General features: G+C 42.0%; 18 protein-coding genes. 3 read left to right on the plus strand and 15 right to left on the minus strand.

Going from position 1 to position 22,495, the window contains the following annotated elements; all coding sequences use genetic code 11:
- Window positions 1-6: 6 nt before the first annotated feature.
- From ACL9RF_RS11190 to ACL9RF_RS11200, 3 genes are all read right to left on the minus strand, one after another.
- Window positions 7-837, minus strand: coding sequence for a MotA/TolQ/ExbB proton channel family protein (locus ACL9RF_RS11190; RefSeq protein ID WP_422800714.1), 831 nt, complete (start codon window positions 835-837; stop codon window positions 7-9).
- A gap of 400 nt (window positions 838-1,237) precedes the next feature.
- The gene (locus tag ACL9RF_RS11195) at window positions 1,238-1,585 is read right to left on the minus strand and encodes a translation initiation factor (protein ID WP_422800715.1); all 348 of its coding nucleotides are present in this window, start codon (window positions 1,583-1,585) and stop codon (window positions 1,238-1,240) included.
- A 2-nt stretch (window positions 1,586-1,587) separates the two neighbouring features.
- Window positions 1,588-2,466 carry a diacylglycerol/lipid kinase family protein gene (locus tag ACL9RF_RS11200; protein WP_422800716.1) on the minus strand — a complete coding sequence of 293 codons (879 nt, stop codon included), beginning with the start codon at window positions 2,464-2,466 and terminating at the stop codon, window positions 1,588-1,590.
- 400 nt (window positions 2,467-2,866) lie between these two features.
- Between ACL9RF_RS11200 and metK the strand changes: the two genes are divergently transcribed.
- Window positions 2,867-4,120, plus strand: coding sequence for a methionine adenosyltransferase (metK, locus tag ACL9RF_RS11205; RefSeq protein ID WP_422800717.1), 1,254 nt, complete (start codon window positions 2,867-2,869; stop codon window positions 4,118-4,120).
- 51 nt (window positions 4,121-4,171) lie between these two features.
- Here the strand turns inward: metK and ACL9RF_RS11210 are convergent, their stop codons facing one another.
- The 6 genes from ACL9RF_RS11210 to ACL9RF_RS11235 are packed head-to-tail and all read right to left on the minus strand — an operon-like array spanning window position 4,172 to window position 10,384.
- Window positions 4,172-5,455 (minus strand): DUF58 domain-containing protein, encoded by a 1,284-nt coding sequence (locus ACL9RF_RS11210; protein ID WP_422800718.1) that lies wholly within the window; start codon window positions 5,453-5,455, stop codon window positions 4,172-4,174.
- 44 nt (window positions 5,456-5,499) lie between these two features.
- Window positions 5,500-6,507 (minus strand): AAA family ATPase, encoded by a 1,008-nt coding sequence (locus tag ACL9RF_RS11215; protein WP_422800719.1) that lies wholly within the window; start codon window positions 6,505-6,507, stop codon window positions 5,500-5,502.
- The gene (locus ACL9RF_RS11220) at window positions 6,504-7,709 is read right to left on the minus strand and encodes a DUF4350 domain-containing protein (protein WP_422800720.1); all 1,206 of its coding nucleotides are present in this window, start codon (window positions 7,707-7,709) and stop codon (window positions 6,504-6,506) included. Before ACL9RF_RS11220 ends, ACL9RF_RS11215 begins: the two co-directional genes overlap by 4 nt.
- Window positions 7,706-8,542, minus strand: a complete 837-nt coding sequence (locus tag ACL9RF_RS11225; protein ID WP_422800721.1) for a DUF4129 domain-containing protein — start codon at window positions 8,540-8,542, stop codon at window positions 7,706-7,708. The genes ACL9RF_RS11220 and ACL9RF_RS11225 overlap by 4 nt, the downstream gene beginning before the upstream one ends.
- Entirely contained in the window at window positions 8,511-9,431 is a 921-nt protein-coding gene (locus ACL9RF_RS11230) for an ABC transporter permease (protein WP_422800722.1), read from the minus strand. Before ACL9RF_RS11230 ends, ACL9RF_RS11225 begins: the two co-directional genes overlap by 32 nt.
- The gene (locus tag ACL9RF_RS11235) at window positions 9,422-10,384 is read right to left on the minus strand and encodes a stage II sporulation protein M (protein WP_422800723.1); all 963 of its coding nucleotides are present in this window, start codon (window positions 10,382-10,384) and stop codon (window positions 9,422-9,424) included. Before ACL9RF_RS11235 ends, ACL9RF_RS11230 begins: the two co-directional genes overlap by 10 nt.
- Window positions 10,385-10,416: 32 nt before the next feature.
- Between ACL9RF_RS11235 and ACL9RF_RS11240 the strand changes: the two genes are divergently transcribed.
- Window positions 10,417-11,145 (plus strand): RDD family protein, encoded by a 729-nt coding sequence (locus ACL9RF_RS11240; protein WP_422800724.1) that lies wholly within the window; start codon window positions 10,417-10,419, stop codon window positions 11,143-11,145.
- 69 nt (window positions 11,146-11,214) lie between these two features.
- Here the strand turns inward: ACL9RF_RS11240 and fabD are convergent, their stop codons facing one another.
- The 3 genes from fabD to ACL9RF_RS11255 form a co-directional block, all read right to left on the minus strand.
- Window positions 11,215-12,099 carry an ACP S-malonyltransferase gene (fabD, locus tag ACL9RF_RS11245; protein WP_422800725.1) on the minus strand — a complete coding sequence of 295 codons (885 nt, stop codon included), beginning with the start codon at window positions 12,097-12,099 and terminating at the stop codon, window positions 11,215-11,217.
- Between the two features lie 70 nt (window positions 12,100-12,169).
- Window positions 12,170-13,402: a M16 family metallopeptidase gene (locus ACL9RF_RS11250; RefSeq protein ID WP_422800726.1), complete on the minus strand. Its 1,233-nt coding sequence runs from the start codon at window positions 13,400-13,402 to the stop codon at window positions 12,170-12,172.
- Between the two features lie 77 nt (window positions 13,403-13,479).
- The gene (locus tag ACL9RF_RS11255) at window positions 13,480-16,302 is read right to left on the minus strand and encodes an outer membrane beta-barrel protein (protein ID WP_422800727.1); all 2,823 of its coding nucleotides are present in this window, start codon (window positions 16,300-16,302) and stop codon (window positions 13,480-13,482) included.
- A 438-nt stretch (window positions 16,303-16,740) separates the two neighbouring features.
- On the opposite strand from ACL9RF_RS11255, the gene ACL9RF_RS11260 reads away from it, so the two are divergent.
- Window positions 16,741-17,337, plus strand: a complete 597-nt coding sequence (locus tag ACL9RF_RS11260) for a ribonuclease HII (RefSeq protein ID WP_422800728.1) — start codon at window positions 16,741-16,743, stop codon at window positions 17,335-17,337.
- Between the two features lie 85 nt (window positions 17,338-17,422).
- On the opposite strand, the gene ACL9RF_RS11265 is transcribed toward ACL9RF_RS11260, so the two are convergent.
- The 3 genes from ACL9RF_RS11265 to ACL9RF_RS11275 all read right to left on the minus strand — a co-directional run bounded on the left by ACL9RF_RS11265 (window position 17,423) and on the right by ACL9RF_RS11275 (window position 22,463).
- On the minus strand, window positions 17,423-19,885 hold the full coding sequence (locus ACL9RF_RS11265; RefSeq protein ID WP_422800729.1) for a YfhO family protein: 2,463 nt from the start codon (window positions 19,883-19,885) through the stop codon (window positions 17,423-17,425).
- Window positions 19,886-19,963: 78 nt separating this feature from the next.
- On the minus strand, window positions 19,964-20,650 hold the full coding sequence (locus ACL9RF_RS11270; RefSeq protein WP_422800730.1) for a potassium channel family protein: 687 nt from the start codon (window positions 20,648-20,650) through the stop codon (window positions 19,964-19,966).
- Window positions 20,651-20,675: 25 nt separating this feature from the next.
- Window positions 20,676-22,463: a TrkH family potassium uptake protein gene (locus ACL9RF_RS11275; RefSeq protein WP_422800731.1), complete on the minus strand. Its 1,788-nt coding sequence runs from the start codon at window positions 22,461-22,463 to the stop codon at window positions 20,676-20,678.
- Between the last annotated feature and the right edge of the window lie 32 nt (window positions 22,464-22,495).

The following is a 22,495-nucleotide window of genomic DNA, read 5'->3' on the forward strand; positions in this document are numbered from 1 at the left end:
AACTTCTTATTTGTGGTTTGCAGCGTACGTTTGTACAATAGAGAAACCAGCCTCGTCGATAGAGTATGTTAATTTATCGATTTTTGCAGTCAAGATGTTGTACATAATGATCGCGAAAGTTGAAGTAGCAATACCTGTAGCCGTGTTGATAAGGGCCTCAGAGATACCGTTTGCTAATTTAGCTGAATCTGGCGCACCACCTGTTGCTAATGCCGAGAAGGCCTTGATCATACCTGTTACTGTACCCAATAGACCTGTTAACGTACCGATAGATACTAAAGTAGCCAAAACGTTTAAGTTTTTCTCTAACATCGGCATTTCTAAAGCTGTAGTCTCTTCAATTTCTTTTTGAATAGCTAAAGACGATTTTTCTGCGTCTAAACCTGGGTTAGCTTCCACATCTTTATATTTCAATAAACCTGCTTTGATTACGTTTGCAACCGAACCTTTTTGTTTATCACACTCAGAGATTGCTGTATCAATGCTACCTGATTTTAATAAAGACTGAACTTTTCTTACGAAGTTACCTACGTTGCCTGTCCCAGAAGCCTTACCAATAACGATAAAACGCTCAATAGAGAATACCCATACCATAATGAATAAACCTAATAAAACAGGTACAATTGCTCCTGCATGGTAAACCATACCTAAGTAATTTCCTGGAAGCGGTTGGTTTTCTGGGTTGTTATCAATAAAGTTTGCTGGATTACCCATTACAAATTTGTAAACGATGTAACCGATTACTAAACAAATAACGATTGCCAAGCTCGCAAATAAATTACCGGAGTTTCCACCTTCTTGTTTTGCTGGGCTAGTAGTTTTTGGTGCGTTTGCCATTTTACTAATTTTTAGATTTTTACTGTTGTTTAATTATTTATGTTCAATTCAATTTTGTGCAATACTCTTGCGCCTCATTTCGACGTCTCTCAAAACAAATATACTATTTTGTTACAAAAGTCAAATTTTTTCACGCTAAATTTTATATTCATTACAATTATTACATGGATAGACTAGCGTCAGCAGCAATCCTGTCTTCCATATACCTTTTACGTATTTCCGATTGTGAATATTATGCAATAAAAACTATTTTTTTTATGATATGCAAATTAATAAATCGTTAACGCTTAAAAATAAGTGAGCTGTCACTCACCCAACTCTGCAACCGTGCCACGCTAAAACATTTTTGCAAGCAAAATAAAGGCGCTGAAAGTAAGGAAGTTACAGTAATTCAAGGCCATTAAAAGCCAATACCTTTTACATTATAACCTTCGGCCTTCAACAAATCAAAAACCTTCTGCCTAAAATCTCCTTGTATCAAAATTTCACCGTCTTTGGCAGATCCCCCTACGCCACACTTCTGTTTAACCCATTTTGCTAGGGTTTCCAAATCCTCATTTGTACCAATAAATCCGGCGATCAGGGTAACCATTTTTCCCTTACGCGCCTTTTTATCCAAGGAGATTTTTAGCTTTTGCTGTGCATTGCTTAATGTCTCGGGTACACTATCCTCCCCAACATCATACGAAAAGTCTGCATCTGTAGAGTACACAATACCCTCAAAGCGTTGTTTCTTCTGTTTAGCCATTTTTAACAAATAATATTTAACGATCCCGGGTTTACTTGAATATCGAGGTCGCCTACTAAAGACAAAGGCTCGCCATCGATATGCACCGGACCATTGTCTTTACGTATAATTTTAATATTTTTCCCGGGTATGATTTCTACGTATTCCGATTGATCTGCCGATCGGTTAAATAAATGAAAGACCATTTTGGGCAAGATGTACATGGGAAACTTGCGCACGATACAAACATCCAGCATACCATCACTTACGGAAGCATTTGGTGCAATATAGGCGTTGTTGCCATATTGGGGGGAGTTTGCTACCGATATCATAAACGCTTCGCGCTCCAAACTAACGCCATCAATTTCTAACGTGTAATGGCAGGGTTTATAGTTTTTTAAAACATCGATTACAGAGCGGAGGTAGCCAATAGGCCCACGGATAGTGTCGTTGGCAAAGCGGTCGCTTACGGAGGCATCAAAACCAAGACCAGCGATATTAAAAAATGGCCTACCGTTTATAATTCCAGAATCTACCGCTACAGTTTCGAACTTGTTTATTCTACGTATGGCCGCGGTTTCATTCATGGGTATACCTAAATATAAGGCCAGTCCATTTCCGGATCCTTCGGGAATAATACCCAATGGAATATCCGAGCCCACCAAAGCCGAGCCTAATTCATTAATGGTACCATCGCCACCAACCGCAATAACGGCATCGTACTTTTCTTCGATGGCCTTTTTTCCCAATTCATAGGCATGATTAGGTTTGGTCGTTTGCTGAAAGGTAGGATTAAACTTTTTTAAGTCCAAGACTTCCAACACCTGCTTATTAAAAGCTGTCTTTTTCTTTCCCCCAGATATTGGGTTCACAACAAAGAGTATCTTCTTTTGCTCAACCATAATAATTTTTCCCGTGGTAAAGATAGTAATCCGTAGGAATTAATTACCTAGTAAAAATTATTATCTCCAGCGTCAAAAGATGAGTTTGTACATAAGCCCTCTAAAAGGTTATTCGCAAAAGCAGAGGCACGCGAAATTTAACTTGGCTATTTTTACGTCGCTCCTTGACATTAACTGGATTAATATCAGCATTCCACAAAATTCATTTTTAATAATTATAAAAGAGTTGTAGCTTTGTACCCACAAAATGTGGACTGATTTGCATTTTACTATAGCGTAGTAAAGGGAGATTGCAACCACGGAAAAAAAGTGCTAAAACCATATTCTTTAAGCAACGTTTACCACTTCTTTCCTATATGCGGCTTTCCTTACATTTTTAATTTCTAACAAATAATTAAATATGGCATATTTATTTACATCCGAATCGGTATCGGAAGGCCATCCAGACAAAATTGCCGATCAAATATCCGATGCATTAATTGACAATTTCCTTGCTTGGGATGAAGATTCACGTGTTGCCATAGAAACATTGGTAACAACCGGACAGGTAGTATTGGCGGGAGAGGTAAAATCCAAAATTTATTTAGATGTTCAAAAAATCACACGTTCGGTGATTCAGAAAATCGGATATACCAAGTCTGAATACATGTTCGAGGCCAATTCCTGTGGTGTACTTTCGGCCATTCATGAGCAATCGGCAGATATTAACCAGGGGGTAGACCGCAAAACTAAACAGGATCAAGGTGCCGGCGACCAGGGGATTATGTTTGGCTATGCCAATAATGAAACGGAAAACTATATGCCTTTGGCATTAGACCTTGCACATCGTTTGTTGTTTGAGTTGGCGGCTTTACGTCGGGAGAACAACGAAATTACGTACCTTCGACCTGATGCCAAATCGCAGGTAACGCTAGCCTATAGCGACGACCACAAACCGCAGCGTATAGATGCTATTGTTATTTCTACCCAGCACGACGACTTTGCAGAGGAGAAAGCGATGCTTCAAAAAATTACGGAAGACATCAAAAATATCCTTATTCCTCGGGTTAAAGCGCAGCTTAAGCCGGAGTTGCAGGCCTTGTTTAACGATGATATTAAATTCCATATTAACCCTACCGGTAAATTTGTAATCGGTGGTCCACATGGAGATACGGGCCTTACTGGCCGTAAGATTATTGTGGATACTTATGGCGGTAAAGGTGGCCACGGTGGTGGTGCTTTCTCGGGCAAAGACCCTTCGAAAGTAGACCGCTCGGCAGCTTATGCGACACGCCATATTGCCAAAAACCTTGTTGCCGCAGGAATTGCGGACGAGATTTTGGTGCAAATTTCGTATGCTATTGGTGTTAAAGACCCGATGGGGATTTATGTTAATACATATGGCACCAGCAAAGTAGACTTTACTGATGGTGAAATTGCCACTAAGATAGCATCGATATTCGATATGACCCCGTACGGTATTGAGACACGATTGGGCTTACGTAATCCTATTTATGCCGAAACTGCAGCTTACGGACATATGGGGAGAACGCCGAAACGTGTTACGAAAACATTTGAAAACTCTAATGGCGACAAGAAGACTTTAGAGGTGGAGTTGTTTACCTGGGAAAAACTAGACTATGTCGATAAAATCAAAACTTCTTTTGGTTTATAAGTATAAGAAAGAGCTGTAGCAATACCGCTCTTTTTTTATGCGCTCGTATTTTTATATAAGGCCACGTGCTTTTATCTCTAGGTATTTATTTATGGCTTGAATACTTAGTTCTTCTGGAGCGGTATAAATCGTTTGTAAACCATTTCGCGTTAATTCTTGGATCAGGAGCTGCTTTTCGTAGACAAACTTCTCGGCGATAATTTTAGAATAGATTGCTATCATTTTTTTTGCCGGTTCCTTGGCCATATCGATCAACTCGGTATTTTTAAAAACGATAACCACAACAATATGGCTTTGGTTTAACATCCGTAGATAAGGCATCTGCCGGTTTAAGGCCGCTATGGTTTCGAAATTGCTGTATAAAAATATTAACGCGCGCTTATTTATATGTTTACGCGCAAAGGCATATAGGTTACCAAATTCCGACTCTTCAAATGCCGTAGTGATGTTGTACAGATTATCGGATATTTTTTTTAACTGCGCATTATGCTTTTCTGCTGGAATATGGTTTGTTACCTCTTTACCGAAGGTAAGTAAACCCGCGCGATCTTGCTTCAACAAGGCGGCGCTCGATAAGACCAAGGATGCGTTAATGGCGTAATCCAACAAGGTCATTTCATTAAATGGCATACGCATCACCCTCCCCAGATCAATAAAAGAATAAATAGGCTGTGATCTTTCTTCTTGAAATTGATTTACCATCAGCTTCTTGTTTTTCGCCGACGCTCTCCAGTTCATATGTTTATACTCGTCGCCACGCACATACGCTCGGATGTGGTCGAACTCCAACGTGCTACCGATGCGTCGGATACGTTTAACACCCAACTCGACTAAACGATCTGTCGTCGCCAGCAGCTGGTATTTTCTCATTTGTATAAAGGAGGGATAGCAGGGAATTTCCTGGGGCTGCGAAAGTACAAACCTACGCTCAAAAAGCCCGAGGTAAGCGACCAGGACATTGCAGAAGCCAAAAGCGTAAATGCCTCGTTGCTTTGGCGACAACGCGAAGTCAATTTCTTGGGGCCTATTGGGTAATAAGAAAAGCTTAAACTCCTGATTCCGCAACTGTAGCTGTACGGGTAGCTCTTCTAAAATACGAATTTTAATCTGTACCGGATAGCGACTGCAGACCTGCAAGGAAAGTGGATTTTTGTCGCCATTAGATAGCTTATCGGGGTACCTCCGTTCAATTTCAACCCTATTTTTAGGGTAAAACAGAAATATAATATCCCAGCAACATACCGCTATAAACAGCCATAGCAATATGGAGCCCAGCACACGCAAATGTTCCACGTAAAACGACAGGATAAATAATGCTGCCAGCCCTAGTAGCATATAGAAAAACAAATTTTTTATATACAATCGTTTTAAGCTTTTCATTAGCGTGGAATTTCTATGGATTCAATAAGCTGATGGATGATAAATGATGGAGAAAAACCTTCCATTTCCTTCTCGGGTGTAAGCTGTACGCGGTGCCCCAATATTTCTGCAGCCACGTATTTCACATCCTCCGGTGTTACAAAATCGCGCCCACTTATTGCGGCATAGCCTTTTGAAGCCTCCAGCAGCGCAATAGATGCCCGTGGCGAAGCACCGAGGTACAGATTTGGGTTAACACGCGTTTGCAAAACAATATGGGTAATATAGGTTAATATAGCGTCGTGCACATACAATTGTTTTACGAGCGACTGAAAAGCGACAAGCTCCGCCCCGCTTACTACAGCCTGCACAAGATCTTCTTTACGAAGAGACTGTTGTTGGTGGTGCTCTTGTAAAATACGAAGCTCCTGTTCCATTTCAGGATACCCCATATTGATCTTAAACAAAAAGCGATCCAGCTGTGCTTCTGGCAGACGGTAGGTCCCTTCATGGTCGATAGGGTTCTGGGTGGCCAATACGATAAAGGGCTGGGCTAAGGTATAGGTATTGCCATCGACAGTTATTTGGCGCTCGCTCATACATTCAAACAGGGAGGCTTGTGTTTTTGCTGGAGCACGATTTATTTCGTCTATTAGTACAATATTACCAAATATAGGGCCTTTACGGAACTCAAATTCATTGGTCTTGAGGTCTAGAACGGAAGAGCCCGTAACATCCGAAGGCATTAAATCTGGGGTAAATTGTATACGTTTAAAATCGCTGCTAATCGCTTTAGCGATAAGTTTAGCTAGCAGCGTTTTGGCTACCCCTGGTAATCCTTCGATTAAAGTATGGCCCCCGGTAAGGATAGAAACCAGCAACAGATTAATAACCTTATCCTGCCCAATAATCACCTTTTTTACCTCCTTGCGGACCGCATCTATTTTTGTCTGCAGGGGGGTTAAATCCAAACGATTTTCAAAATCAGGTGTATAGGTGTTTTCTAAAGACGATTCTTCGTTTATCATAATGTATTCGCTTTGCTTTTAAATTCTTCAATCTGTTGATTTACCATTTTCACCTCTGCAAAGGTGACGTGTTCCTGCTGTTTATACCGGTTTAAAAGGGCTATAAGTGCTTCCGTATCCTTTAAACTTACCGTAGATTTTGAGGCCAGCTGACGTATAAACCGCTCGTCGGTCAAATCCGTCGTATCCAGGGTATACGTTACGCGTATACTATATAAAAAATATTCAATTTTCTTGTGTATAATATTTCCCGGGTTGCCATTTTCATAATAAAGTGAACCTATCACCTGCGCAAACGCTTTAGAACGGTTGGGCTCGGGTCGTAGTATCGGGATCGCAGCTTGCTCGCGCTTACTCTTAAAGAGCAGCAATGCCAGTAGACCGACCAGAAGTAGGTACCATGCTTGGTTAAACCCGGGCATACTTAATATTACCCGTAAGGGTGTTTCAGGTTGTACACCCTTAAAATGGCTGTCGTAAATATGTACCTTAGTACTTCGCATCACATTTATGGTACGGCTTGCAAAAAGGTAGCTCTGCTGCTGTAGCATATAATAATTTGTAAACAGTTCCGGCAGACTGTGCAGGTATAAATAGCCCTTGCCAAACGCTATACGGATAAACATCGGGAAACTTTGTTGGTTTACCTGCAGCTGCCCCATAATGGTGCATGTTTTAGGATCTAACTTGGAGAAAATAAGAAAATCAGACACTTTATCCATACGTAGAAGTGCCGTATCGTTGCCCAATGAATACGCTACAGTAGTCGCTTTAGGCCTAAATTTAACCTCATTAAGCTCCTCCAGCTTTATTCCCAAACTATCTAAAAGGGAATCACTAAAAGCATAACCAGCTAAAAAAACCTCTCCCCCCTGCCCCACAAAGTCCAGCATTTTTGTCGTTTCATATTCATCCAAATAATTATAATATTTGATACCAACAACGGCATTGTCGCTAGAACCTAGGGAGTCTAACTGGCTGAATTTAGTATAATAAGACACTGAAAAGTCACTGATTTCCCTGTTTCCGCCTAAGACTTGCTGCAGCTCTTGCCGAAAGACATACAGCCCATAAGGTGCCTTTGCTTGATAGCGTAGTGATTTATTCCAATCGAGGGGGCGTTGCGAACTCGCATCGATGAGCGCGATACCGAGCACAACAAGGCATAGGGCCATCACACTGAAAATTAGGGTCTGCTTCATGACCACCTCCTTTGAAATGCGTCAAACTGCGATGCATACCCATTGAAAACCATTTTGTTCAGGGGGAACCCGCCAAACCAAACCCGGTCGAACAGAACCGTACAGCTTTTAAAGTCTGCCTTTAAGGCTGGATCTTCCAGCTCGTCCATCAGCTCAGCGTTGGTTTTACTGGGCTTCCATCGGAACACTTCTTTGCGATTTAGGAGTTGTATATTTTGAAGTTGAAGATAACGGATCGCTAAGGCATAATTTTGAAGGTCTACAGCTTTAGCGACAAAACCAGTTAAATCAATATCCATAAGGTGCTTTTCTACATAGGCAAGCTCCTCGTCCTCGTCTTGCCCTTCAGTGGCTAGTTTTAGAAAGATCTTTTTTCGGTTAAAGAGCAGTTTGTAGCCCAAAAGAAGCACTCCGGCAAGTCCAACTATAGCCAATAGGGTAAATAAATTGTCGTTTAACCATTTGCTGTTTCCTTTCTTTTCGGGAAAAAGATGACGTAGCAGCCTGTTGAAACGCTCTACCAGCGTATCAAAAATATTCACCTTATCGCTAATGCTTTGTATATACACGAAATCTTTATTCTTATAGTGCGCCACCATCGTATCAAAGGATGATTGGGGAGCTGTACCCCAATCCCGTGCAACAGGGATATCTTTATAGTATCCTTTTTTCCAATAGCTATACCGATTCCTAACGACGGTATCGGGATTTGATACCTCGGCTACCGTATCCTCCTCTGCCGTGTCCTGGGCATAGAGTAACGTTGTGGTTATGGTAAAAAAGAGCAGTAAATACAGCGGTTTACACATCGGAGCTTCTCCTTCCAATGGCATGAATTCGATCGAATATCGTATCGCCAAACCGCAATTCTTTGGCTGCCTCATAGATTATACCGTAACATATTACGGATAGGATATAGGAGAAGATAACAAACAATGTTCCCATAAGGCTGAGGAATGTTATGACCAGGTGTCCGGAGAAGGTTTCATAAAACTGTTCCGTCATGCCTAGAAAGTTTAACGATAAAATCCAGAGGATTAAGCTTGGCAAAATAAATATAAGCGACATAAGGATACGGAAAATAAACGACACCAAAAATGCGGCCATGCCATAGTCTACCATCTTATTTTTTACCATATTAAAGGCAGCTTTAAAACTTCCTCCAATCCTGTATTCCTCTTCCCGGTATAGCATAAAAGCCATAAAAAACCAGAGTTCTAAGAGGGCTACGCTAACCCCAGATAATACAAATCCTATCAGCGGAATAAACAGGGAAATAAATAGGGCAATACCCACGGGTATACAAATAAGAATACATACCCCTATACTGGCCAGTAGAAAACGCAGGTATTGCCTGCTATGCCGCTTAAACGACTGCCATACATCACGATGGGTAAAGTTTAAACTTTTGCTATTTCGTAACAGAACAAAATATTCGGTCGCAAAACCAAAGGCCAGTAAGGCGACAAGCATCAAGGCTCCGCCAGCACATAGCAATACCAGCATTAGTGCATTAAAATCTTGTGCCGTATAATCGATATTAAGGTTCAACTTGGTAGACACAAAATACCCTAACAGCAGCATTACGCCAATTGGAAATACGAGCATCTGCAGCAAGGTGCCCATAAAATGGGTAATGATAATTTTAAGTAAATTAATATAATCCTGAACAAATTCGCTTAGGCTCCGCTCCTTACTAAAATCAAAATCCTTTAATTCCATCCGTATTTTTTAGCTAATTGCTGTGGTCTAATGCCGTAAAAATATATTATACTGCATAGCGACACAAAAATAATACCTAAACACAAGCCTATGGAAACCTGGTAATAACGTGTTACAAAACCTTCTAAGGTACCGGCAACAATAAAAAATGGAATCGTGCTGATCAGTACCTTTGCGGCCTGTTTTGTTTGCCGTTTAAACGACTCCAGACGGGTGTACGTCTTCGGAAATAAAATGCTGTTTCCGAGCGCCATACCGCAGCCACCGGCGATAATAATAACGGAAATCTCCAGGGTGCCATGAATCCATATCGCCGACATGGCCTTGCCCAGTACCTCGTACTTATAAAACATATAATGAAAAGCGCCTAGCATTATCCCATTCGTAAATAAGATATAACCGGTACCTAAGCTTACAAATACCCCGAAGACAAAAGCATAAAAAGCAACTTTAATATTATTAATGGTAATCGCTAATGCGCCCCCCACATTGCTCCCCGATTGATATACAGCTGCCGGATTGCCTTCTTTAATATTTTCGATGGTCATATGAACATATTGGTCGCCCAGGATAAATCGTATAAAGCTATCGTCGTAGTGCGCCGAGACCACGCCTATAAGGCTGGCCAGCAAAAAAATAAGGAACGCATACAGCAGTTGCCGACGGATATGCCAAATGGCTTCAAAGACTTCAATTTTAAAAAAATGTGCCAATTTATTGTTCGACGACTTCTGATCCCGGTATATTAATTGATGCGCCTGTATGGCCAATTCATTGAGGTAGGCTTGGGTTTTGCTTTTGGTATAAAACGTCTGGGCATAAGCTAAATCATTGGTCAGCTCTAAATAATCGCTGGCTAAGACATCTGGATCAACACGGTCTTTATTCAACAAATTATTTTCTATTGAGATCCATTTTTGCTTATTTCGTTCTATGAAGGATGCTTCTCGCATAATTTAAGCTATATTTACTTGGTCTCAAATATATGAATAAGCTATTAATAAACACACCGCAGAACGTAAATTTCGCCTATAGCATAGCTCCTGTAGGGAAAAGAATAATTTCCTTCGCTATCGACATCGGCATAATGACAGTCTATGCGATTCTTATAAATGTAGTATTAAGTAAATCTGGACTATATGAGGGTAAAGACGATTGGTTAATAGCTGGTATAGTGTCTTTGTTGTTTTTACCCTTGATATTCTACCCGCTACTGCTGGAAACCTTTATGGACGGACAAACCATAGGCAAGAAGATTATGAAAATTAAAGTGGTCATGATTGATGGCACCCGGGCCAGCATTTACCAGTATTTCATCCGCTGGGTCTGTAATACGGTAGATATATTTATAGGCTTCGGCGGTATAGGGCTGACGACGATTATCCTGAGCAACAAGAGCCAACGTATTGGCGATATGGCGGCCGATACTGCGGTTATAACGGTAGCGGATAATACGAACCTAAAGAATACACTTTTCGAGGAAATAACAGCTGAACATCAAATTATCTATCCGGAGGTTATTCGATTAACGGACCACGATGTCAATGAAATTAAAGCGGTATTACAGCTAAGTTATAAAAAGAAAAACTATCAGATTACACAGGCATTGGCGGCAAAGCTGGAGCTGCTGTTAGAGGTAAAGGCTCCGGTAGCGCCTGAAGTATTTATAAATCAGGTCATACAAGATCATTATTACATGTTCTTTAGACAGTAAGCAAAGACCGTTACAGTCTTTGCTTATGTTATGATGTTATAGGCTTCCTGTCGCACTTGGCAACGATTTTTAAATCGCGGCGGAGGAAGTTTGCGCTTGTCGATCTACCTTCTTCACCAATCCCTGTAAAACATTACCCGGACCTACTTCCACAAAAGCGTCAGCACCATCTGCCAACATGTTTTGTACCGTTTGTGTCCAGCGTACTGCGCCGGTTAACTGCGCGATAAGATTCGCTTTAATCGCTGCAGGGTCTGTATACGCTTTGGCATCTATATTTTGGTAAATTGGACATACTGGAGCCTGAATATTTGTGGCTTCAATTGCCGCTTGCAACTCTAGCTTTGCGGGCTCCATTAATGGCGAATGGAAGGCGCCCCCAACATTCAATTTTAAAGCACGCTTTGCTCCGGCCTCGGTCAATAAGGCACAGGCTTTATCTACGCCGGCAATAGACCCCGAGATTACCAATTGCCCTGGACAGTTATAGTTTGCTGCAACAACAACATCTGCTACCTCTGCACAAATACGCTCTACTGTTTCGTCGTCTAAACCTAGAATTGCCGCCATTGTTGAAGGCTCTACTTCACAGGCTTTCTGCATGGCATTCGCACGCTGTGCGACAAGCTTAAGGCCATCCTCAAAAGACAGCGCCCCGGCCGCTACCAAGGCAGAAAACTCGCCCAACGAGTGCCCTGCAACCATGCTCGGCTGGAAGCTATCACCCAGTGCCTTCGCCAAAATTACAGACTGCAAAAATATCGCCGGTTGAGTTACTTTTGTTTGTTTAAGATCTTCGTCGGTACCATTGAACATGATATCCGTAATACGGAAACCTAAAATTTCGTTAGCTTTTTCAAATAAGGCTTTCGACGCTTCGTTCTGATTATACAGGTCTTGGCCCATTCCAACAAACTGGGCTCCTTGGCCCGGGAAAATATAAGCTGTTTTCATATAGTTGATTTGTACTTTTCTACGATAAAATATGTCGATCCGACAAATATACTAATTTACTACGGAGCGATTAATCTTCGGGAATAAAGGTTAACGACATTAAATTATCCCGATCGAAGTAAAGCTGCGCCAGTTCGAGCAGCGCCTCACTGCTTACCGCATCGATCTTTGCTAACACATCAGAAAGCCGGACCACGTCTCCATAGTCGATAATATTTTTTGCTTCAGCAATAATCATACTCATACGGCCCTCTTCCGCCAACGCGATCTGCCCTTTAAACTTGTCTTTAGCCTTGCGCAATTGCATAGCAGATATAGGCGCCTTCTTCAATTTGTCAAGCTCTTTGAAGACTAGAGATACGGCTTTTTTAAGCTTCTCCTCATCGGTCCCTAAGTAGATGCTGAAGTTTCCGGTATCTTTATATAAAGTAAGGTTAGATTCTATGGTATATGCGATACCATATTTTTCGCGAATGCCGAGGTTCAAAATAGAACTCATACCTATACCACCCAAGATATTATTAAGCAAAAGCATCCCCATCTTACGGTCGTCAAAGGTACCAAAAGTTTGGGTGCCCAGCATATAATGCGCCTGGTTTATAGGCTTTTCAATGACTGTCTGTTGCACGACAAGTGCCGGTATTTGCTGCGCCGGCTTAACCACACGATTGGCTGCAATAGGGCCAAAAATCTTTTGCGCCAAGCGCTCCACCTGCTTTAAAGAATAGTCACCCGCAATAGCGACAACCAATTCATCGGTATTATAGTTGGCCTGTATAAACGCTTCGATATGGCTTCTTTTCATGCTATCCAAATCTTCAGCAAGCCCCAGAATATTGTGCCCTAAGCCAGAACCTTGGAATAAGAGGTCTTCAAAATCGTCCATAATAGACTCCTCAGGGCTATCCAGATAAGAGGCAATTTCATCGAGAATAACACCTTTTTCCTTTTCCACTTCCGTATCTGGAAACGTAGAATGAAAAAGTACATCTTCAAAAAGATCTAACGCACGCCCTAAGTAGGGGTTTAAAAACGAAGCATGGATACAGGTATACTCTTTGGTAGTATACGCATTTAAGTCGCCTCCCACTTCTTCGAGACGATTTAATATCTGATTGGTCGAGCGACGTTCAGTGCGCTTAAACAAGAGATGCTCAATAAAATGTGCCACCCCATACATGCCCTGCTCCTCATGCCGTGCTCCGGCATTTACAATCATACAGGTATGCGTAATAGGCGATTTTTGATAATGCAACAGTACCCTAATGCCATTATCTAATTGAATAATATTGTATTCCTTCATTTTCAAGGGCAAAGGTACTAAAAAAGGAGCGCCTTTTCGATTGGCACTCCTTTTTCCAGGGTAACAGGCTGGCGACGTTAACGACGCATGGGTCTCATTCCTGCTGGAAATGGATTGTCTTCCACCGGTGCTATGCCCGAGAATTTCTGCAGCTTAAAGGTAAAGCTAAGCATAAAATAACGCCCTAAACGGTTTGTCTGGCTATCAACCAAAGCCTCCCCTACCGTACGGTTGATGTTTACCTGCTGGTTTAATAAATCATAGGCCTGCAAACGGAATGCTCCACGTTGACCTTTTAGAAACTTCTGCTCTACATAACTATTGATAACAAAAGGGTTTGCATTGTTTTGGTAGCCGTAGTTAAACTCTTTCGATAAATCGGCTCCAAAAACTAATGTAGGCGTAATATTGACCGACCCGATAAGATTTGGCGTTAACTTGGAGGTATTAGCGGCATTTAACCGCGCCAAGGTAGTACTCGAAATATTATAGGCATAACGCACACCAGGAGCGATTTCAAACTTCTCGGATGGGTTATAGCGGAAGGATAACATCTGGCTGATAACCGTATTATTGGTAATTAGTTTATCAAATGTTCCGCCTGTAGCATTCACATTTAAATAAGAGATATTTCGCGAATAGTTAACACCACCGCCATAGTTAATTGTATAGGTTTTGTTCTTTAGCGAGCGCCCCATAAAATAAAAAGACCCAATATTATACACCGGCGCACTTTCGTTTTCATACCCTACCTCCTGAACAATACCGTTTCTTTCGGAAGGAATACGACGCACCATCGATACAATCTTATCCTGCGTTAGGTCGGCACGCAACATGGCGAAAAATGTCTTTCCTTTTTGGAAATCACCGGCACGATAACGCGCATTTAAGGAATGCCTAAACTCCGGGTTTAGGTTTTCATTACCTATGGTTGTCATCACCTGGCTGGTACTAACCTCAAAAGGTAATATCTGCGTAACCGAAGGCTCATTTGACCTACCACTATAGTTTACGGTAATATTCGACTGTCTCGAGAATTTATACTCCAAACGCGCAATAGGCACGAAATTAAAATTTTTACGGTCTATAACGGCTGCTTCATTTTGCCCATAAGCATTACCCCGCAATAACGAAGGTTGCACTGCAGCGCCCAAGGAGTACGACAGTTTTTCTCCGCTAAAAATATAACTTGCTCCCACACGATGCGTCGTAAAGGCATAATCGTAATTATAATCGTAATTGGTACCCTTTTCGGTTAGAATATTGCCTAAGGAATCGCGCCCGATCTGGGTATTTCTATTGTCGTAATCGTTGGTATTAAAATCATAAGAAAACTCCAGTTTACTTTTTAAAGTCAACGGCTCGGTATAGGAAACTGTAGATCCTGCATTCCAGCTTTTATTTTCTATCTCCCGATTGATACGGGTATAAAAGTTCTTGAGTGGCTCATCCCTATTAGCAGGGTCTGCAACATACTGATCTAAAATCTGATCGACATCGCTATTGGTAGCACCATTATCGTAGTTAAAGTTTACAAATAAGTTACGCCCTTTATCGTTTAATTTACGGTTATACAAACCCGAGATATTATACCGGGGTGAGTTTCCTTTGGACCAGCTTGTTTGATCCTGTGTATTGTTTAATCGATCATTTAGCAGGACCTCCGAATGCGACCATGCGTCGGCACGCGTATTGTTAAACCCAAATTGAGGCGTTATTTTAAGGTAGTCCTTGGGCGAAATATTCCACTCCAGGTTAGCTTCAAACCGATGGCTTGCCCTGATATTGGTGCTATTAGACTCGGCATCGGTAATCATATTACCTTTACTATCTACGCCCACATTTTCGGTATGGGTCTTAGCGATGGTATTGTTGTTATTATGACCGTACGAATAACTGCCATACAGCTTTAATTTATCGCTAAAATCGTGTCGAAAGTTTACACCCAAAGAACCCGTTTTGGTGATACCATCCGGCGTACCGCCGAACATCCCCGAACCAGGCCCACGGCCACCGGCAGCCCCTTGACGACCGCGCGCACCCCCACCCATGGCATTGAAGTCAAATAGATCTGCATTCATATTATTAAGATTGCCGAGGATGGAGATCTGGGTTTTATTGTTCATCGCCATGACCATCCCCGTAGCCTGGTAGCGCTCGTTTGTACCACCACCAACACGAAGTGTGGTCATAAACCCTTTGTTATATTTAGGGTCGATCTGAATATTTAAAACCTTCGTCGACTCCCCGGTTTTATTACCCGTAATATTGGCCATATCGCCATAGTCGTCGACAATCTGCATTTTTTCAATAATATTGGCAGGAAGATTCTGAGTTGCAGTTTTCACATCGCCACCGAAGTAATCCTTACCATTGATACGTACCCGCGTTACAGCCTCCCCTTGGGCCGTAACATTTCCCTGATTATCGACCTCTACACCCTGCAGCTTCTTTAAGGCATCTTCGGCAACAGATCCCTCCCGCAGTTTAAGGTCTTTCGTGGTATACTCGACCGTATCACCCTTCACCTGAACCGTGAGGACGCCAGAAACGACTACCTCTTCCAACATTTTAGGGTTTCCGTTTAAAATAATAGCAGGCACCATAAACTTGGTCTCACTTTGTGGAAAGGTAAATTCCTTTTCAAAGGGTTCGAAACCTACACTACTTATTTTTACCGTGAAGGTGTTGCCCTTTACCTCATTAAAGGTAAATACGCCGCCCACCGAACTACTTGTACTGAGGGTATCCTTCCCTTGAATTAATTTAACGGAAGCACCTGACACCACCCTCGACAAAGAGTCGCGCAGCAGCCCCTGCAGCACTTTACCTGTTTGTGCCGAAGCACCGACGCTAAATAGCAGCCCCATAAAGGCTACGACAAATTTTAAATAACGCATAATCTATAAGTTCTCTCTATTTAATATCCCTATAAAAACCAAAAACAGGTAGCAGCAGAAAATATATTCCGTTCAGCAGTCCCTATAATGGTGCTCTTCGTTTGTTTAAGGCAGTAGCATCACCCGGCAGGGCACTATTCCCTTCGCTTACATCAGCATCCACCTGGATAGCTTCCAACTCTCGCCCTGTATAAAGCCCCTGCTGCCTTTACCCCGTAAAAAAGGAAAACAACAGCGCACATAGGAAGTGTTTATTTCTTCCTCCTATATTTATACTTACATTTACGGCGAAAAATTAGGTTAATACATTTTTCGACGCGAAGTAATGCACAAAAAAACTAATAAGTAGTGTAAATTAGTGTAAACCCAATTTTGTCGCATAGAAGTTACAATACTGAGCATGAACAGCATGCCAGCTAAAATAGATATACAAATAATATGTTATTATCACATTACCAAGATATTTTGGTGGAAGCGGGTTGCGATGAAGCCGGCCGCGGATGTTTGGCAGGACCCGTGTTTGCTGCTGCAGTCATATTCCCAAAGGATTATTTCAACGCAACACTTAACGACTCGAAAAAGCTATCCGAAAAAAAGCGTATGGCCTTACGCCCCATAATTGAACAGGAAGCATTGGCCTTTGCTGTAGCACAAATCTCTCCACAAGAAATCGACAAAATCAATATTCATAATGCCTCCTACAAAGCCATGCATGTAGCATTAGATCTGCTACCCCTAAAACCAGAGCTGCTTTTGATTGACGGGAATAGGTTTATTCCATACAGCGGTGTTCCACATGAATGCATTGTAAAGGGAGACGGAAAATACCTTTCTATTGCTGCGGCGAGTATATTGGCAAAAACCTACCGTGACGATTATATGTTAGGGCTGGCGAACGAATTTCCACAGTACGAATGGTCATCCAATAAGGGCTACCCCACGATAGTGCATAGAAATGCCGTTTTGAAATACGGACTTAGTCCGCACCACCGCAAAACCTTCCGCGTCAGCGACCCCCAGTTAAAATTATTTTAATGCTGCGTGGCGGGTATACAAAAATATCCCCCTAAAGGTGCTGCACACTGTAGGGGGATATTGAATTTGTATTGGGTATAAAAGCCTAAGCTTTCTTTTGTTTTCTATTGGCCAGGTAAATTGTTGCTATTAACCCTAAAACCAATATTCCAGAACCTAACCACGAGATAATATTGGATATTCTCATAGTCTGCGGGTCGAAGATAAACTCGACTTTATGGTTCCCTCCAGGGAGTTGCAAACCGCGTAAAATATAATCGGCACGGATAATCGGCACCTCAGCACCATCCACATATGCCTTCCAGCCTTTATCGTAATACACCTCCGAGAATACCGCAAAAACATCGTTTGGCGCCGTATACTCGTACTTCAACGTATCGGGATGGTAGGAGGTAAGCTTAATCTCTGCATTCGAAGGCTGGCCTAAGCGCGAGGCATTCAGCTTACCCTTAAACTCTTCATGTACAAAAGCCTCTTTTGACGGATCAAAACTACTGATCGCTTGCATCTCTTGGCTGTTATCTTTTACGAAAGTTACACGGTCTACAAACCAGGCATTTCCGGCTGCCGACGATCGGCGCTGAATACGCTCTGCATTATTGCTCGGGTCGCGCGTAACGACATACCGTACATTAAACATATCCAATACATCTTCATTTACAGCACCATTAAACTGATGCTCTAACAGTTCTTGAAAACGCATAAGTTTTGCAGCATGGTAGCCGCCTAAACTTTTGTGATAATAGGAAGTTCTGGCATCCGAAAACGGACTTGTAGATAGGTCTAATACCCGGTAGCTCGGATCTTTATCCATACGGATTAGCTGATCTACTTCCCGTTCAGGAATTGGGTTTTTAGTAAGACTTTCGTCCATAAAGGTATCGTTGTTCAGGTACCTTTTATCTACCGACCATAAATCTACCAACGTAACGACACCGATAATCGCAATAAATACGGTACTGCTTAATTTCTTCTTTACAAAAAACCATACGGCCATAAAAAAGATAGCCACAATAAAGAAAGAACGCCATCCATCGGCCGCCGCCATGGCCGCACGATCTGAAAGCAAGGCCTGTGCCGCACGAGAGGCGAGCTCCTGATCTTGAAACTGCTGCGCCAGCATGGCAATATACTCCTGATGTGTCGACGTACGGAGAGCTAAAACGTTTGGCATTAATGCTACCAGCAGACATACTGCCGCAACAGCAGCAAAGCTGTAGAGCACTTTTTTGCTAAGGTTAGGGATTTCTGCGGAACGGTTGATCAACTCATTGACCGTAAGCACGGCTAACAAAGGAATTAAAATCGCTGGTATAACCAGAATAGACTCTACCGCTCTGAATTTATTGTACAGCGGAAAATAATCGAAGAAAATATCCGATATAAGGGGTAAATGTCTTCCAAACGATAACAGTAAGGTCAATACCGTAGCCGAAACAATCCACCATTTCAAACGATCTTTAACAACAAAAATACCAAGGACAAATAGGAAGATTACACCAGCACCAAAATACCAAGGCCCTGAGGTGAAACTTTTCTCCCCCCAATACGTTGGGAATGCTTGACGCGACAATTCCTTGGCTTGATCTTTTGGAGCACCTAAGTCCACAAAAAATTTAACGACATTCGAGTTATCGTCCGTCGACCCTGCAGTTAAACCACCATAGGCATTGGGGATAAGGAATGTCAGGGTCTCGCCAACACCTTGACTCCAGGCATAAGCATACTCCTTGTCTAAACCCGCTTTCTTACCGCCTTCTTCTACCTTAACGATATTGGCTTTCCCACGGGTAGTGAGTTTACTATACTCGTATGTAGGAAACAACATGGTTGCATTGACGCCAACGGCAAGCACTACGGCAGCCAACTGTATAGCTGTTGCCTGCAGGAAGTTTTTTAATTTTTTATCGCGGATGGCGTAGTACAATTCAAAACCTATAAATACCAATAAGGCCAAGAATAGGTAATAGGTCATCTGAATGTGATTAGCGCGAATCTCCAAGGCTAAAAACAAGGCTAACAAAATAGGGCCCCAAAGTCTATTACCACGGTAACACAGGATGATAGCACCGATAATTGGCGCCAGGTAAGCCAAAGCGTAAACCTTATTTAAGTGTCCCGCTTCGATATAAATAAAATTATACGACGAAAAGGTAATGGCTACGGCGCCAATAGCCGCTAACCAGGGTTTTAACCGCAACACGGCCAAAAGGAAGTAAGATCCCAGAAGATATAATAGGACAATATCGGTGGGCACTGGAAAAACAGCTTTTACCGCTCTATTGATATAGGTGGTAACATTGGAAACATGCTCGTACCATATCTGATACGTTGGCATACCACCAAACATGGAGTTTGTCCATTGCGGGCCGTGCCCATCCTTGGCTTTATAATCAAAGATTTCTTTTTGGCTACCCACAGCCTGCATAACATCGTGTTGGATTAATGCTTTTCCTTGCCATATGGGCGAAAAATAGAAGAACACTAATGCCACGAAAAGGGCAATAACAATAAGATGGGAAGAGTTTTCCTTAAACCAGTTTTTCATGAATAATTTAGTGGTTACACTTTGTATTAAAAACGTAAAAATATAGAATAGATTTTAATAATCGTGCACGCTTTCCTATTAGTTTCCTTTTTCGATCAATTTTTTTATATCCGACAACTCCCCAAATAGCACCAACAAATCATTTTCATTTAATAGGGTATCCGACTTAGCAATACCGGAGGCTTCTTTATTCTGTATGAGACGACCTTTTTTATACTGGTCGGCGAAGCGCACCGTGGTCAGCACAATCACCTTGTACTGATTTGTGAGGTCTGCCTCGCGCAAGGTTTTGCCGACATACTTGGCCGGCACCCGGGTTTCGATAATGGAATAGCGATCTGACACCTTAAAAGAATCGACAATATCTATATTGTCAAGCCGCATGGCAAGCCTTTCTGCCGCTTCCTCTTCAGGCATAATATATTCATCAATCTGCATGGCCTCCATCACGGTTTTCTGTAAATCCGACACCACCCTGCCGATAATACGATTTACACCCAACTGTTTTAATACGGCTGTAGTCAACAAAGAAGCGCCCTCGTCTTCACCAATAGCGACAATAACGGCATCGGAATCTTTTATAGGTAACGACGATACGGCCTCCCTATCGGTGGTATCCAGGCAAACGGTATGGGTAATTTTATCTTTTAACTGTTCGACAATTTGGATACTGCGGTCTGCACCGATCACCTCATGCCCCAACTCGGTCAGGTAGATACCTAAGGAACGGCCAAAATGCCCTAACCCTAAAACAATATATTTCATAGGCAATAAATTCTAGCTAAATCATTTAAAACAATAACTTTTCGGTAGGATAAATATAGGTTTTGCTTCTCGTATTTTTTATAAAGGCTACTAATAGTGTTAACATGCCCACCCGACCGACAAACATAGTAAGAATAATAACACATTTTCCCGCAGCACTTAGGCTGGGCGTTACACCAAGGCTAAGGCCACAGGTGGTGTAGGCGGATACTGCCTCGAACAACAAGGATTTCATCGCTTTATCAGGATCTGAAAAATTTAACAACACAAAAGCTATAGCAATAGTAAGGATCGACAATAGTATTATCGCAAAGGCTTTATTAATGGATTCCGTTGCAATTTTACGTCGAAATACTTCCAAAGAGTCCTTCCCTCGTGCCAGCGAAAAGATATTCATGAGCGCTACAGCAACGGTAGTAACCTTTACGCCGCCACCCGTAGAGCCCGGTGATGCGCCGATCCACATAAGTGTGCTAATCATGATTAATGTGGGCATGGCCACTGCGCCCATATCTACCGAATTAAAACCTGCCGAACGAGAGGAGTTGGCCATAAAAAAAGAGGTTATCCATTGCCCACTGAGGTGGCTGTCATCGTTGAGGCTATGCTTATGCTCTAGCAGGAAATAGGAGGCTGTAGCGAGCACAATCATAATGGCATTGCATAACAATATAAATTTGGTGTTAAAGCTAAATGGCTGTGCTTTATGGACAAAAGGCTGTTTGTGGCGCAACAAATTCGTCAGCTGGCTTATCTTGGCTCGAAAAAAGGTATAGAAGTTGTACACGGTACCGAAACCGAGGCCCCCTAAAACAAAGATTAGGGATAACACAAGCTGAAAGCTATAGTTATAGCGGTATCCTTCATTTCTTATTCCATCGTGCAGGATACTGAACCCAGAATTACAAAAGGAGGATATAGCATGAAATACGGAGAAAAAAATCCGGTCGCCCATATTTTTAAACAGCTGCTGCTCTAAGGAAAAATAAATAAACACCGCACCTACCAACTCGAACAACAGGGTAATAAATATTATCTTTAACAGGGTAGAAATAACAGAGTTTAACTTATTCTCGCCAAGGATTTCGCCAAACATCAACTGGTTTTTAAAAGAAAAACCACCGGAAAAGAAATATCCGAAAAAGCCTGTAAAGGTCATAATACCCAGCCCCCCAACTTGTATTAAAAGCAATACGACCGACTGTCCGAAGAGTGAAAAATTTGTCGATATATCGGTTACCGTCAGCCCCGTTATACATACCGCACTGGTAGCCATAAATAGGGCGTCGAGAAAACCCAGCGGCTCCATTAAAGTGGTACGCGGCAACATTAACAATATGGTGCCGACAAGTATTAGTCCTATAAAGCTGATAACGAATAATATGGTGGGGTTAAAATAGAAATTATCAAAGAAAAGGCTGCCCTTGGACAACTCGGATAGGCATACCAGCCCTATACCGACATACAGCCATTCGTTATGGCCTATAAATGCCATAAATGGCAGGTCGCCAACACGTGCTATACTGATAAAGAAAAAGTAAAAAATAATCCCTAAACCGGAATAGTGCGAAAAATTAATGCGCCGCTGTACATAAATTGAAGACGTGGTGCGTACAATCTCCAGTATAAAAAGCCCATAAAACATACACAGAATAGCGAATTGTGTTTTATGCCCTACTGCTGCATCGGTAATATAGCCTACATGTATAATAACGGTAAATGTACAGAGCAGACTGATGTATAACATCACTTGATCGACTACCTTACTTCTATACCGAAAAACGTATTTTAAAAAACTTAAAATTGCCGCCATCGTACAAACATAGTAATATACTTACGTTTATC

Source organism: Sphingobacterium sp. Mn56C (assembly GCF_049319645.1).
Lineage (GTDB): Bacteria > Bacteroidota > Bacteroidia > Sphingobacteriales > Sphingobacteriaceae > Sphingobacterium.